This window comes from uncultured Jatrophihabitans sp. (genome assembly GCF_964244045.1).
Classification (GTDB): Bacteria; Actinomycetota; Actinomycetes; order Mycobacteriales; family Jatrophihabitantaceae; genus Jatrophihabitans.
In genome coordinates this window covers 1-15256 of sequence record NZ_CAXTHK010000051.1, presented here as the reverse complement: position 1 = coordinate 15256, position 15256 = coordinate 1, and the positions used below count along the sequence as shown (strand labels likewise).

11 protein-coding genes are annotated in these 15256 nt (G+C 66.5%); 9 read left to right on the top strand and 2 right to left on the bottom strand.

Features of this window, described 5'->3' with window-relative positions; translation table 11 throughout:
* Positions 1-1082: tyrosine-type recombinase/integrase (locus tag ACFFC4_RS20945; RefSeq protein ID WP_375504497.1), on the bottom strand; the 1082-nt coding region annotated here is incomplete at its 3' end.
* Positions 1083-1926: 844 nt separating this feature from the next.
* Between ACFFC4_RS20945 and ACFFC4_RS20940 the strand changes: the two genes are divergently transcribed.
* A complete protein-coding gene (locus ACFFC4_RS20940) occupies positions 1927-2298 on the top strand; it encodes a hypothetical protein (protein ID WP_375504495.1) in 372 nt (123 codons plus the stop codon).
* Between the two features lie 338 nt (positions 2299-2636).
* Here the strand turns inward: ACFFC4_RS20940 and ACFFC4_RS20935 are convergent, their stop codons facing one another.
* A complete protein-coding gene (locus tag ACFFC4_RS20935; protein WP_375504499.1) occupies positions 2637-2828 on the bottom strand; it encodes an excalibur calcium-binding domain-containing protein in 192 nt (63 codons plus the stop codon).
* Positions 2829-3019: 191 nt separating this feature from the next.
* Between ACFFC4_RS20935 and ACFFC4_RS20930 the strand changes: the two genes are divergently transcribed.
* From ACFFC4_RS20930 to ACFFC4_RS20895, 8 genes are all read left to right on the top strand, one after another.
* Entirely contained in the window at positions 3020-3430 is a 411-nt protein-coding gene (locus ACFFC4_RS20930; RefSeq protein WP_375504493.1) for a hypothetical protein, read from the top strand.
* Positions 3431-4040: 610 nt separating this feature from the next.
* Entirely contained in the window at positions 4041-6650 is a 2610-nt protein-coding gene (locus tag ACFFC4_RS20925) for a DUF4407 domain-containing protein (protein ID WP_375504491.1), read from the top strand.
* Positions 6651-7342: 692 nt separating this feature from the next.
* Positions 7343-8347 carry a protein phosphatase 2C domain-containing protein gene (locus ACFFC4_RS20920; RefSeq protein ID WP_375504489.1) on the top strand — a complete coding sequence of 335 codons (1005 nt, stop codon included), beginning with the start codon at positions 7343-7345 and terminating at the stop codon, positions 8345-8347.
* Positions 8344-9330 (top strand): hypothetical protein, encoded by a 987-nt coding sequence (locus ACFFC4_RS20915; RefSeq protein WP_375504487.1) that lies wholly within the window; start codon positions 8344-8346, stop codon positions 9328-9330. Before ACFFC4_RS20920 ends, ACFFC4_RS20915 begins: the two co-directional genes overlap by 4 nt.
* Positions 9331-9455: 125 nt before the next feature.
* A complete protein-coding gene (locus tag ACFFC4_RS20910; protein ID WP_375504485.1) occupies positions 9456-10283 on the top strand; it encodes an FHA domain-containing protein in 828 nt (275 codons plus the stop codon).
* Positions 10284-10648: 365 nt separating this feature from the next.
* The gene (locus tag ACFFC4_RS20905; protein ID WP_375504483.1) at positions 10649-12913 is read left to right on the top strand and encodes a penicillin-binding transpeptidase domain-containing protein; all 2265 of its coding nucleotides are present in this window, start codon (positions 10649-10651) and stop codon (positions 12911-12913) included.
* A 117-nt stretch (positions 12914-13030) separates the two neighbouring features.
* Positions 13031-13603, top strand: a complete 573-nt coding sequence (locus ACFFC4_RS20900) for a hypothetical protein (protein WP_375504481.1) — start codon at positions 13031-13033, stop codon at positions 13601-13603.
* Between the two features lie 1000 nt (positions 13604-14603).
* The coding region (locus ACFFC4_RS20895; protein WP_375504479.1) for a transposase domain-containing protein at positions 14604-15256 on the top strand (653 nt) is incomplete at its 3' end.

The window sequence follows — 15256 nt, the reverse complement described above, 5'->3', positions numbered from 1 at the left end:
AAGCGATCGCAGGATCCGCCGAATGATGCATCAAATGCAATTCCGCGCACTTGCAGCAGGGTCGCGGCGGTGTGCCGCGCGTCGTGCAGGCGGACATGTCCGACGCCGGCATCAGCAAGCAGGCGCCGCCATTGCTTGTAGTCCGCGCTCTTGTCGATCGGCTGGCCGTCGGGACGGGTGAACACCAGAGCATCGCCCTGCGGTCCGTCCCCGTCAGCGGTGCTCTGGCCGGTCATGTTGCCGTTCGTGGCGTGTTCGTCGCGTTGGGCCTCGCGGTGCGCGCGCAACGCGGCGGTGAGCTGGGCCGGTAATGCAATGGTGCGCCGGCTCCGGTCGGTCTTTGGTTCCTCATAGACCAGCCCGACACCGGTGACACGATGCGCGGTACGTCGCACGCTCAGCGTCCCAGCGCGCAGATCGATGTCGTCCCATTGCAACGCCAGTGCCTCGGATTGGCGTAACCCCAATGCCAGCGCGACGCTCCACCGGGCGGCGTTGCGCTGCGTCGAGGCAGCCGCCAGGACCCTGCGGGCGTCATCCAGGGTGAGTGGCTGGGCGATGGTGCTGCGACGTTGGGCGGGCGGATCGACCAGCCGGGTGATGTCGCGGGGGACTCGTTGGCGCTGGTGGGCGACCTTCAACGCTCGGGCCAGCACCCGGTGCACCCGCAGCACGGTGCTCGCAGCGAGGCCACGCTCCAGCAGCGCTGCGTAGAGCCGCTCGAGATGTTCTGGCTGCAACGCATCCAACGGCAGTTGCCCGAGTGTCGGGGTGATGTGGCGACGAACGATGCAACGGTAGGTCTCTAGCGTGCGGGGCCGGACCCGCACTGCTGCGATCGTGTCGAGCCAGTGGGGAAACCAACTGGCTACTGTCTCCGCAGACGCGGCCTGCGCAGCGGCGATGTCTCGCTGCCGCTCGAGGCGTCGCACCTTCGCCACGACCGTGTCCCGCGTCTGGCCGCTGACGTGACGCCGCGCCCGCGCCTTGCCCGTCGACGGGCCCATGCTCACCCACCCGTGCCAGCGCCGATCCGTGCCCACGAAGATCGACGACTGCCCGTTCGCGGCGCGAACCGCCATCACCTACCCCCGAGACTCACCCGATGCGAAGCGACCAGCGTGCCGTGACCGCCCGACCACCTGGCGGCGGGTGGCGAGCGTCGTGAGCCCTGACGCTCCGGGCTCACCGGGATGCCAGCAGTGGCTGGCCGGCGTGTAACGCAGCGGCGACGCAATAGGCGCCGTGCTCAACAGGCACGAAACAGTCCGCGGGGCTCCGAGGTCCCCGGACTCGCCGCGGGTTCCGAGATGTCCAAGGTCACTACCGAGTGGTGCGCCCCTCGACTCTGTGGCATATCACTTCGACAGGTCTAGGGCAGACCCCACCCCTCCGAGAGCACGGAGTGGTGCGCGCGGTAACGGCCGGGCCCGGGGGTACCCGCACGTCGTGCTATCTACTGTCCGTACAGGTCATCAAGGACGGCCGCGAATCGCTCCCACTTAATCTTGCGAGCCTTCTGCTTATGTCGTGGTGTCCAATCGGCGGACCCTTTGCTGATCTTAAGCGAACCAAGCTTGTCGCCGTCCGAATAGATGTCAAAGGTGATGTCCGAATGCAGAACCTGCTTATCTGGCTGGGACATCTCGATTTTGTGAACTGGCATGCTTTCCTCCGATTGGCTGGATGGCTTACCTTCCCATCGAACCCTTGAGATTCGGAAGTCCGCCACGACCGCAGGAGAACGGCTGTCCGTGAGGAGGTTGTCCTGGTGACGCAACCGCCTGAGGCGACGGGATCGCTCGTGCCGGGCGTCTGCTGGTTTGGACCGACGACCATATTGGGAATCTGCGCTCGGCCTGCGACTCGCGGGCGGATTATTGGGTAGTGGGCCCGCGCGAACGCCGGTACCGAAAGGGGATAGCGATGAGTCAGGACAAACCTACGGAACAGGCGATGGGGCAGGGCTCTGCATCGGAGGTCCCCGAACAGGCGGCAGTGATCAGGTGCCGGGACGACCTGTTCGCAGCATTCAAAGTCACCACTATCGAAGGTCTTGTAGAAGCGATCGAGTCCGCTCTGGAACTCGATCTTGACCTGTGGATTGATGAACAACTCGACCCTGACAACTTGTTCACGCCAGTGCTGACGGGCCGGGGCATCTGTTTTCCGTACCCCTTTCCCATGAGCGAGATGATTGAGGACCTCGCGCAACTTGAGCGTGAGTTGATCGCCGAGATGGAGAGAACAGCCCAGGCCGAGGAGGCATCCGAAGCGGAGGCCGAGGAGAACCAGTGACGGCGATCGACCGAACTGCCGAGCCAAGAACGCGCCCATCAGAACCCAAGGACGCGTACCTCTCTCGCGGCGCGATACCGCGACGTCGGCCCCGACGAGGACGTCGAAGGAGTTCCCTACAGCGACGGCGGCGCAGAAGACCCGGCCCAGACGCGTAACGAGGTCGAGGCCTTCGACCGGCGGGTAGTGATGACCCAGGCGGGTGTCCGCGACTATGACGACCTCAGGACCGCCGCGGACGACGGGGTCGAATGTTGGGTGCCTGGACATCGTTTCGGCCAAGGCAGGGGTCGGGCTGGATCCCGCTCCTCTTCATGGTCATCGAGTCCCGAACGAGGTCACTCGCAGGATACGCCGTCGCCGTCTCGATCCAGAGCAGCACGATAACCGGGATCCCCTGGGTAGAGCGGCGCTGCGCCGGCATCCCTCGCAGCGGTGCAGTTCGCGGAGTAGACGTCGCTGGTCGGAGCGCTGGACGGGTGCGTGGTGCTCGGGCGTGGGGCGGCGCTGGTGCGGGTCGCGAGGTGGATCTGTGCCGCTGCGCTCTCGGCGGGGCGCCGTGGCTATGACGGGGCGAGCGTGGGTTTCGCCGGTCTGCAAGTCCCGTGACGTGTCGGGCTGCGACAGAGATGATGAACCAGTGATTCGTGTGGTGGTGGAACTCTGGCCGGGTGGCGACAACAGTCGTCGCGAGGTTCTAGGCCAGGTGGCGATAGCGAATGTGACCCCTTACTCCGATCCGGCGACCTATACTTCGGTGCGATTGGACGCATCTGAGCAGGTCACGCACACCGGCAGCGTCGAGGCGCACCACCGAGCAGACGGCTGGGCTGCGCTGGTCGTGGCGGCGCTGCAGGACCAGGCCGGCCTCGAACCGGGTGCTGCAGCCGAGGTGGCGATCGAGATGGCCCAGCGCCTACGTCAGGAAACCTCGCAGCCGATTGCTGCCGTATCCGGCGACGACGAGGCCACGGTTGTCAGCGGCGAGCACGCCGAGGAGCACGAACTGGAACTCGCCCTCTCCGATGACGATCTAGCTGAGCTGGAGACGGTCGCCCGCAGGCATGCGGTGACCCCTGAGCAGTACGCCCGCCAGGCCATCCGCGACTACCTCGGATTGGGAACGCGCTAGCGTCCGCAGGTCATACCACGCCAGCTCGCGCAGCTTTGCTCACTCGGATCCGGGCCAGGCCGAAGCAGCGAGGGCTGACACCTTCAAGGTCGGTCGCTACCCGAGAGCAGGCGAGTCCCCAGGACGGGTTGCCTACTACTCGTTCAGCGTGCGAACGATCCTCGGATGTGGGCGAGTTGGTTTGTCCTTTATGCACTGCCAGTGGACATGCCGTTCCTCACGTTCCAAGATCAGACCCTTGGATAGTCCCGGCTCCGACTGCACGCTTGTCGCACTTGGTGACCAGATGCAGCGGAGTCGTGACGGGGGCCTGGGACGACGTTCAGGTCGGCGAATTGCAAGCTGCCGAGTGCTGTCGCGGAGATTTCCACATCCAAGACCGCAGCGGTCGCGCTCGCGCTGCGTGCCAGCACAGTGGCTCATACAGGGGCAGGGCGAGACGTTCGGGGGTGCGCATGTTGGGCGAGCACGCGCTTCACACGGTCTTCGGTCCTCCAGCAGAGATACCGGTCGGCGGGCCGAGCTACGCTCCCCGGCGTCACCGTTTGATGCAGCTTCCGCGCGTCGTTGGCGGACGCCCTTCGGACCGCCATTGGCTAGGAGCTGTGCAGTGAGTGATGTCGGCGCGCGGGTCCTGGCGGGTGGCGCGTTGCTGGCGCTCACGGTAGCCGTTGTGGTCCTCATCCTCTGCGTCCCCTGGCGGGGCAGGACCCGTCGAACTCCGGCACTCTGGCTAGCCGGTGCAGACCTGAAGCTACTCGGTGACAATACGCACGACAGGGCAATTCTGACGTCTATGGGTTCGATGGTGGGCGTGATCGCGCTGCTCTCCGGCGCTTCCGTAACGATCGCGGGCTCCATCATCTTGGATCGGAGCCGGGGTTGGTTATACGCGCTCCCCGCTGGATTGATATGGGCGTTCGCGGTTTTGCAGATCGACCGCTGGATCACTTCGACGATGGACACGCCGAAGTCGCGGTCAGGTTGGGTCGCCTTCGTCGGCTCGCGGCTCGCGCTGACCCTCGTGGTCGGCGGCCTGATCTCCGAACTTCTGTCGATGAAGATCTTCGCGCCGGAGATCGCCGACAAGCTTAACCAAATCCACCAGAAGCAGTTCGATACCGTGGATGCGCCCGCTGTTTACGCGGCGCACAAGGAGCATCCACTGGACGGTCGCCTGCGGAAGGGCCAGACGCTTGACGATGTAGCGACGAACTACGACCCCACCGGCGCGGTTCCACGCGCCAAGGAGGCATGGGACACAGCGGAGACGTTCGCAAACCTGAAGACTCAACAGCTGACGTGCGAGAAAAACCCGACTAACACATGTAAGACTGCCCTGGCGAAACACGGCCTCGCTGTAACCGGTGACCGTGACACGAGTAAGAACGCGGACGGGCCGGATACCCGAAAACGGCGTAGCGAGGCGAACGCCGCGCGGGCGACGGCCGACCGTCTGCACTGGTATTACGACTGTTCCGGTCATCGCCCGGCCGGCACGAGCGCCAAGACGGACTGCGCGACCAACGTCAAGGCCGCGACCGCGGCGGCTTTCCAAGCGAGTCTTAACCCCGATCTCAAGGTAGCGCACGACAAAGTCTTCGCCGACAAGGGATTGCTTTCCCAGGAGGACGCGCTCTGGCAGGTAGTCCGTCAGCACCCCGTGACGTGGCTGTGGCGGATTTTCATCGCGTTATCTTTCATGCTGATTGACCTCATCCCGTTGATCTTCAAGCTGACGTCACCCGTCCAGGCGTATCGCAACGCGTACCAGAGTTCACTTACGACGCGACAGAACAGCTTGGACGAGAACGCCAGGATCCAGGAGGACCAGCTAGACGACGCGGCGCAGGAGCGTCTCGCCACCGGGAAGCGTCGGGCCGCGAATCAAGAACGCGCGCGCGATGTCGAAGCCACGGAGCGAGCCGACGAAGTACTCACGGCCAAGCACAGGATCAAGAATCAAGGTGAGGTTCAACGCGCGAAAATCGATAGCGACGCGGCGGTGAGTCGGGCGAGACTGGCCGCAGATCGTGACATCGCACTCGATCACATCGCCCGCGAGCGCCGAGAGCGACTGAACGCCGACCGGGGAGCGTCCCACGGTCGCCACGGCACCCACGCCGGGCACGCGGATCCAGGAGGGAAGGCGGAGGAGGACGCGTGGGCCGGCGCGTGGACCGACGCACGGGCTGGCGCGGACGCCGGTGCAGCGGCCGAGGAGGCGGAGGCGGTCAACTTCACCAAGCCAGAGGAGCGCAAGCCGGGCTACGTCTTCGAAGACGCGGACGGGCACGGCGCTGCGCGCGCTTGGGAGGTCGTCGCAGAGGTGGCGACCGGACAAGGCAGCGATGCCTCACGCCTGTACCGGGTGAAGGATGTCAGCGACCCTGACGATGGCGGCGAGAACTTCTTAAAGCACACGAAGGGTCGCACCCCCGGGACTCGGCAGAATGAGTTGGCTTTCGCGCAGAAGCTGCTCGCGGCGCAGGACTCACTAACAAATCGCTACATCGCAAAGGTGCTGGACGCACACCTTGACGGCGACGAGTTGTGGGTCGTGCATCCCATGTACGAGGGCAGCACCAGCGATCTGCTCTTTCCTGCCGGAGGCGACCAGCTCACGCTGCTCGGCGCGGTCGAGTACTGGCAGAACTTGGTCGAGGGCATCACGCTCGGGTGGACCGTGCTCGAGCGGGTGCACTGCGACGTCAAGGCGGCGAACGCCTGCTTCGAACGCATCGACGGCACACCCGAACCCCGATGGGTGGACTGGGAGGACTCGACCGGACTCGACGGCAAGGTCGAGCTCGCGGACCGGCGGACCGACGGAACCGGGAGCATGATCGGGATCGGCACTCTCGGCTACAGAGCGCCCGAACAGCGCGACGGCCGCAAACGATCTGTCGCGACCGACGTGCACGCGCTCGGGGCACTGCTCTACTACATGCTCAGCGGCAGCCAGATCGACACCGAATTAGACGACCGCCCCTCCCTCAAGCTCGCCGCGGAGAGGATGCCGATGGAGGTGGTCGAGCTTGTCGACCGGTGGGTCTCGGTCACGCCAGAGGATCGCATCCCCGGGTTCAAGATGTCGAAACTGACCTCGACAGGCGCTGAGCTCGCGCGGTACGTCGCGGAGGTGACATCACAGGCCGAGCAGATGGTGGCCGCGGTTCGCCAGTCCGACCGCAGATCAATGCCAGTCCCCGTGGAGTAGAGGAAGCCCGCATGATCCGACCGATTAAACGGCGAGACCCGGGAGATGCGCACCGCACTCCGACCGAGTGGGTCGCTCCTACCCGTCCGCGCAGGGCCCTGCGGATCGGTGCCGTGCTCCTGGTTCTGGCCGCTGTCGCGGACTCGCTGTTCGCTGCGGCGGTCGCGGTGGGTTCGCATGTGTTGGCATCCTTTCTTGGGGCCGCAAGTCTTGCGACGATCACCGCGATCGCGGCCGTTCGGTACCGGCGGGTGCGTCGCCTGCAGACGCGTTTCGCATCGGCCGACACCACGGCCGTTCCGCCGGCATCGCGGCAGGGCGCAAAGTCATGGCAGGAGGAGTCTGGGGGTCCGGGACCGGAGACCTACGGGTGGGAGAGGCCGGACCACCCCGCCGAGCCTGGAGGCCAGGGCAATGAGGTGAGTCGGGATCGGCATGGATCGTCGAGGCCGCAGCGGGACTCGCCGACGGTGCGTCGTCCGGTGCCTGCCCTCGAGCAGACCGGGGACGTTCGTGACCCGATGGCGACGGTCGGTCCCTCCGAGCACGATCGGGCGGACAGAACCGGCGTACCTGACCACCCATTCGGCGAGCCCCCGCGATCAGATCCGCCGTCACTGTCGCCGTTACCGCCTCGGCCGCGCGGAATCAGCTTGATCGCAACGCGCGATCCGGATGGCCCGGTAACACGGGTGGCCGCCCGGACCGACCTGACGATCGGATCGATCGCCGACGCGGTCATCCGCGTAGACACGAGCCATGACAGGCTCGCTGAAATCGTCGTGCGATACGGCCTCTGGTACCTGCACGAGACGACGGGGTCGGCGGCGTCAACGCGGATCAACGGCAATCCGGTCTCGGGATGGTCGTTCGCGCCGCTCGAGGTCGGCGACGTCATCACCTTCAGGGGCTCCGCCGTGCGGGTCGAGGTCGAGTACATCGACGGATCGCTCGAACGCGCCGAACGGTTGCGCTTCCGCTTCGGTGCAGCGACTGCTGCCGGCGACCATGGCGCCAACGAGGACGCGTCTCTAGCGTCCCCGGTGCTGGTTGCCGTCGCCGACGGCGTCGGCGGACACCCGCGGGGCGCCGACGCATCGGCCGCGGCGGTCGAGGCTGTCCGGAACGGCGACCCCGCGGCACCGCTCGACGACCTGATCGGGCGCGCTCGCGACGGCGTCGCAGAACTCGCCACGCCGGCGGACCGCAGGAGCGGACGGGCGCCTGCGACCACGCTGGACATCGTCCGGATCGTTAATGTCGCAGGTGCACCGCCGCTGCTGGAGATCGCCCACGTGGGCGACGGCGCAGTCTTCATTCAGACGCCCGACACCCGCGCTCAACTCGTGACGACAGAACACGGCCACGAGAACAGCCTGGACCGCGGTATTGGCCTCCAAGATCAGCGTCACGACTATCTTCCGGTCGACGGACGTGTCGGCCAACGCGTGATCCTCACCTCTGATGGCCTTCTCAAGGCCCTGGGCGCCGACACCGTTGACCATCTGCTCAACGAACTGCGCAGGACGCCCCCGCGACAGACCGCGGATCAACTCGTCCTGGCGGCCGTGGACCTGCTGCGCTCGGAGGCAGGCGCGGGACACGTTCTTGACGATGTGACCGTCGTCGTCGCCGACGTCGTCCTCGACGCACCGCTGCAACCGGCTGCGCCGATCGAGAGGGTCCATTCGCGATGACCGAACTGCCCGACCTCTACTTCATGCTGACGAGACAGCCGGACGACGCCCAAGCGCAGATCGGTATGTGGTACCGGACGCACGCGAACGACGAGTTCCTCATTGACTACAACGTCCTGGGGACGAACACGGCAAGTCGCGGCGCGAACGCGCCGAGGTTCTACTGGAACACGCACGGCAGGGCTGTCGGCCAACCGCCGAATAACTGGATGATCGACAACCCGCGTCAGGACTCACCGGTGCGGCTCGGTGATCGGCAGATTGGCGGCGTGGATCCGGCCGCGGTGCCAACAGGCAGCAGCTCTGGGAAGTTGCTCGGCTTCGAGTTCACGGTCGCTGTCCGGACGACGCCGCCGTCCGGCGACTTCGCCGATAGTCGGCCGAGCCGTCCCGTGCGAGACGTGGACACGCTCGCCGAGCCAATCGTCGAGGCGGTGAGAGCCTTTTTCAGCAGGAAAGTGGACGATCGGGACGCGATCGTACTTGCCGAGTACCACACGTTCCGTGCGACCGGAGAGAGCCGGCGAGGTTTCGATAGAAATGTCAAGAGGGTTGTTGGGCGCAACGAGAACACGGCCTTCACGAACCTGGAACGGCACCTCATCGCCACGATCAACGATTACCGGGCGCGCCACCTCATCCGCCAAGACTTGATCACCCGAAGCTTGATCTCGCGCGAGCTCATCGGCCCGGCACTCCGCGCGGCCGCCGTTCGCTGGTTCAGCGACACCAGGCTGGGCGCGTTTCGATCCGACGAGTGTCCCGCGCACTCCGACCTGCTGCTCGTCGATCTCGCACATAACATGGCGGTCCCGCCGAATCTGAAGCAGCACGTGAGCCCGGCCCGTGATGCCTTCTTCAGGCACTTCAGCGGCTTCACCAAGCCGGATGCCGAACTCGCGCTGCGATCTGCAACGGCGAGCCTGGCTGCCGACAGCGCGTTCGACGCTCTTCGTCGTCTGGAAGCGGCGCGAGCGCCGTAGCGGACGCAGATCGCGCGACGGTCCGCCTTGCGTAGACATCCGCGAACGTCGAGTCCCCGTCGCCGTCCGCCCTCCACGCCCCCATCCTGGTCAACACCTGTCGGGTGTCGGACTGAGGTGTGGTCATGGGTTGGTTCCTGTTCATCATGGTCGCGGTGGGTACCGCCGCCGTCGTCACCGTGGTCCGCCACCCAGGTGCGCGGCACCAGATGGAAGGTTGGATATCGTCCCTTCTCGGTGACGCCCGTCCCGCCGGCGGGGACGTCGTCGACGTTGTCGCCGACGTGTTAATGAAAGCGACGGTGCTTTCGCGTTTCGGGTTCGTCTCGGCGCCCGGTTACGTCGCCGGTGTGGTGCCGCCGCAGTTGCACGACGCCTTGCGGGCGAACAGGGCGGCGCTCACCGAGGGTGTGACCCATCGCTTCGCCGACAAGTTGGCTGCCCGCCCGTCGGGCACCACAACCGGGTACATGCTGCCGGAGACCTATGTTCTCCGCATCGCATTGTCGGTCGGGATCGCCAACACCTGGGTCGCATCGTTCCGCCCCATAGTCGACGTCGAGGCCGAGGCCGGAGTCCACTGGGCCGCCTCATCGCCGGACCAGGACGCGGTGATTGGCGCCCCGGTAAGAATCGAGGGGTACGACGGCGTCGAGTTGGTCGCCACTGATCGGTACAGCGCTGATGACACCGAGAAAGTGGTCGGCCGCGACGGCGACTCCGACATTGTGATCACCGATGACGCCGTGTCGCGGAGGCACTGCGCCGTCGGCTTCACGCTTGACGGCGCGTCCTACGTCCGCGACCTCGGTTCGACCAACGGCACCTTCGTGCTCCGTCCGGGCGAGGACCCGGAGAAAATCCCGGGAAACAGGGCGGTGCCTTTGTCCCCGGGCGACGTGGTCTGCCTCGACGAGGACATGCGCTTTCGCCTCGAGCTAGTCTTCGCATGAGTGCGGTTCGGTCAGGTGTCGCAGCCCTGTTGGTTGCCGCCCCGGCCACACTCATCGCGGGCCTAGTGGTGCTTGTTCCGACGCAGTACCGTCCGGACCCTACGCTCTGGATCGCAGGCGTCGCCCTCGCGACGACGGTCGCCAGCGTTCGAGCAGGTTGCGGTCGACGGGCCGTCGCCACGGTGGCCGCGGCGACCTCGTTAGGGGCGCTCGTCCAACTTCGCCTCGGTGCAGCAGCCTTGCCCCGGGTTGGGGCCAGCGACCTGGCGGCTTACGGTTTCGCCGCCGTTGCGACCCTGCACGTCGGGCGCCTGCTCGGCTCACGCCTGGAGTCGCGACCCGGTTGGCTCTCGCGTCGTGGGCGAATGCTCACGCTCCTTTCCTTGGTCACCGCCCTTGCCCTTCGCACCGCGGCGATTGCCGGACCTAACGCGGCCGCGGGCTCGTTGCCGCTGGTTCCCGTCCAGGTGGGCGAGATAAGCCGCCTGCTGGCTCTCGGTGGGTTCGCCGCAGCCTGGACGGTGCGCGATGCGAAAGGGCAGAAGGCTGTCGACACGAGGCCATTCATCATTGCCGCGTCATCGCTGTTCATCCTGTACCTCGGCCTGTTGTTCGGCGTCGGGGACCGGGGCCCGATGATTATCGCAGCGATTGCAGGTCTAGCGGTCGTCATTCTGACCGTTGATGTGCCTCGGCGCCATATGGCCGCGGGAGCGTTGATGGTGATCGCGGCAGGCGCCACCGCGGTTCTCGCCGGTCCCGAATACGTCCGTGAGCGCTTCGACAGTGTTTTCCGGCCCGATTCGCAGCTCGCCGAAGCCCTTATCGCCTCACACGCCGGGGGCCTCATCGGGCCGGGGCCTGGGCGCAGCCCGCTCGCCGCCGGCATCCCGGCTATCACCAGCGACTACGCGATGGCGGCGCTGATCGCCGACTTCGGCGTCCTGGTGATCGGACCGGCAGTGCTCGCCCTCCTGCTGATGTACTGCCGCCTGGCTCTGACCACGGCATGTCACGCAACAGCAGCCGGGACCATCAGCACAACCTTGGTCATCTCTCTGGCGGCTCAGACCGCGTGGAACGCACTCGCGACGGCCGGCGTCGCTCCGCTGACCGGAGTGAACGCACCCTTCCTCGGTATTTCCGGAACATCGCTAGCATCCTCGGCAGGCGCATTAGGCGTCGTCATCGGCGCGCTTAATCAGCACACGCGCGCCTCTGCGCGGACCGACTCCCCGCCTGCCGGCTATCGCGCGCTTCGCCTCCTTGTGTCGGCCGGCACAGTGATCGTGTGCGTCGCGATCGCGGTTGCCCATCTGCTCCTTGCGGTGTCCCCGCAGCGACTCACGGACTGGGCGCAGGAGCGGATGCCGCGCGGCACGATATGGACTGCGGACGGAAGGCCCATCGCCGATGACGCGAATGGTGGGCGGGAGCACCCCTACGGCCGGCTGTACGTCGACACTGGGTGGGACACCTGGGGTTATACCCAACAAGGCGTTGAGTCGGTGTGGGCCGACACGCTGACTTGTGGCGGTCACGTCGGCGCGGCGGACCTCCTCGACGCCCTGTTCCACCCGCTGTGCAAGCCCGCCGACATCGTCACCTCCCTCGACTCGTCGCTGCAGAACGCCGGAGCGCGCGCGTTCGCCGACTCGGGTGACGGGGCACCCCTTCACGGCTCGTTCACCGTGTACGACACACGCACTGGTCTTCTGCTTGGGCTGTACTCGACCGACACCGATCCGGACCAGTACCTCCGCGGCGCCGTGAAGACCCGCGGTGGGTCGACGGCTCGGCTGCTTCAGACTGCTCCGGGCTCCACGGCGAAGTCGATCGCGGCGTCCGCGGCCCTGCTCGACGGGTACAACTTCGCCGACGCACCGGCGAGCACCTTTACCGGCCGCGACGGGCAGACGATCCACAACTTTGACGACGAGACCTGTCCGTCCACCGACGTGCAGACCGCGCTCGCCGACTCCTGCAACTCGGTATTCGCTGCCGCGACCGCGGCCGTGGGCGCGAAGAAGTATTTGCAGGTTGCCCACGATTACTTCGGCGTAGACCAGACCCTGCGTTTTGATTCGGGTTCAGCTCTTGGCTTCACCTCCGGCGTGCCCGGAGGGACCACACTCAGCGACGGCCAGCTGGCACGGACCGCTATCGGCCAGGAGTCAGCCAAGTCGACCGTGCTCGGCGTCTCGCTGCTGACTGCGGCGGTCGTGAACGGCGGAAGGCGTGAGACACCCTGGCCGCGTCTAGTGTCTGCGGTCTGCCGCGGCGGGGGCGGCCCGCAGCCAACCCGTCAACTGCCGGCGATCGGCAAGGTGCTCCCGGACTTTGTCGCCGCGCCGATCCGCGAGGGTATGCGACTCGCGGTCTCCGAGGGGACCGCCAGGTCACTGGCTTCGCTGAGGGCCGTTTCCATCGCCAAGACGGGCACTGCCGAACGCGTCGACGGGGGTGAGGACGCGTGGATCAGTGCCGTCGTCCACGATCGTTTTGTGGTGACGGCGGTCGTGTATGACGCGCCCGCGCAGGACTCGGCGCTGCGGGTAGCCGCGAAGATCGTTCCCGCCGTTCCGGCAGCGTTGCCGGCGACGCGCTGCCCGCCCGCCGCACCGCGGTGAGCTGCCACCTCGGGCCGCGGATGAAGAATTCTCCGCAGGGGAGCGCTCTGTCGTGACTGAAGAGTGCTCATAGCGCGACCCTGTGAGGGTCACGTCACCCAACGAATGGAGTCACCGGTGTTTTCGCTGGTCTACATCGTCGTCGTCCTTATAGTGCTCGGCGCGGTCGGGTTCCTTGCGCTGACCCGTGGGGGCACGCCCGACCCACGCGGCTCCGCTCGGCGGGCGCTGCGCACACTTACTGCGGCACCCTCTGACGACATTGTCGACCGAATGGCCAACAGTCTGTTGCATGCAACGCAGTTCATCGACCAGACCTTCGCCGCCTGTCCGACACACCTTGGCGCGGTCCTGCCGCGGCACCTCTTCGACGCCTTCTCCGCGGCCAAGGGGGCCCTCGCGGCCGCGGTGACGCAACGCTACGCGGACATGCTGCTCACCAAGGGCCGCGACGGCGGGTTTGTCCTACCCTCCGACTACGTGCTGCGGCTTCAACTTTCGGTTGGGTCGCCAGAGGCGTTCATCGCCGCGTACAAGCCGATCACCGACCTGCACGCCGCCCTGCGCGAGGCAGGACAACACAGCCGAGCACTACCGCCCAGGCCCACCCGCGACGCCAAGACCACGTTCCGGCCGCCGAAGGCAGGCGACGGACCGCTCCCGCCTGTCACGCGGTCGTCGTACCCATGACCCCGCGGCGGCCGCCGCGGACGGGCCAATTACGCCTACATGTGAAACCCGGCTCCCACCCCGCAGCAGGCGCGCGTGCCGCTGCCCCGCCGGTCGCCGCGGAACTGGAGCCGGCCATCGGCGGGGTGGTCGGCTACGGCGCTCTAGCCAGTACCACGGTCGGTGAGCTGCGGGAGATCGTCGGGCTGCTTGAACTGCTGGCACCGCTTGTGCACCGACGAGTCGGCGACGCCATCGTCCCGTCCAGCCCCTCAGCGGCGGCGCTGGGCGAGGTGGCCGGGCACCATCGCCGCCTTCGAGCACACCAGGCACGTACCGCCGAGGACGCGGCCGGATGGGTGCGCCCGCCGCCGTGCGACGAGATTGCCGCACTCGTCGGGGCACTGAACAGCAATAGCAGGCACAGCGCGCTCCGCTCGACTCGACGAACGTGCCGGATACTCGTTGCCGAGGGCTACCGTGGCACCCCACGCGCCGCGAAGGCTTCGCTCGAAGCGTTGCACGGGGCAAACCTCGCGACTGCCGCGGTCCGGGATTTCGAAGACCGCTGCGTTAACGGGTGGGGTCATAGAGACCCCGGCGTGCTCGCTACACGCCTAGGGGCCGCGCGACGGTTGTCGGGCCGACTCGCCGTGTGGCGAGACGTGATTTTGACCGGCGATCTCGAGCAGCACGATGAACTCCATGATCTGTTAGAGCACGCGGTTACCGCACTTACCGCGCCGGCCACCCCGTTCCCCAATCATAGAATTGTTTCCGATACCGGTGTGGGCAGACGCTCAAATTGAGCGCTGTAGGCCACCTCAAAACTGTACGAGTGTCAGGACGCGAGAGCAGCCACCGCACAGCAGACGGGACGTTCCGGCGACTCTTACCGGCGGCTGACTCACTCTGTAAAGTCGCCGACGCGGTCGTCGTATCGGGTCTCGGCCGGTGCCACGACCTGCGGCGCTAGCCCCAATACCGTTCAGTTAGGGTTACAGCCGTGTAGTTTGACGATGTGCCTCGTGCTGGGTGGGTGAAACCGGTCTCGGATCGGCGGTTGTCGGATCTGGTGTCGGTGGGGGTGTTGACGCGGGTGTTCCCGCCGGAGCTGGTCGATGAGGTGATCGCTGCAGCGGGCAGGACGGAGCAGCGTCATCGTTCGTTGCCGGCGCGGGTGATGGCGTACTTCTGCATCGGGATGGCGTTGTATTCCGAGGGGTCCTATGAGGACGTGCTCGCGCAGTTGACCGATGGGCTGTCGTGGGCTTCGGGCTGGGCCGAGAGTTATGCGCCGCCGAGCAAGTCCGCGATCTTTCAGGCCCGCGCCCGGCTCGGCTCGGCGCCGTTGGCCGCGTTGTTCGCCCGTGTCGCTGCACCGATTGGCGTTGAGGCGTCGCCGGGGGGGTGGCTGGCCGGGCGCCGGCTGGTTGCGATCGATGGCACCTGCCTGGACGTGGCCGACACGGCTGTGAACGCTGAGCACTTCGGGCGGCCGGGGGTGAACAAGGGCGAACAGGCAGCGTTCCCGCAGGCGCGGGTGGTGGCGCTGGCTGAGTGCGGCACGCATGCGATCTTCGCCGCCCAGGTCGGGGCGTATTCGCAGTCCGAGGCCGCGTTGACCGGCCCGCTGCTGGACCAGCTGAGCGCGGGGATGCTGCTGACCGCTGA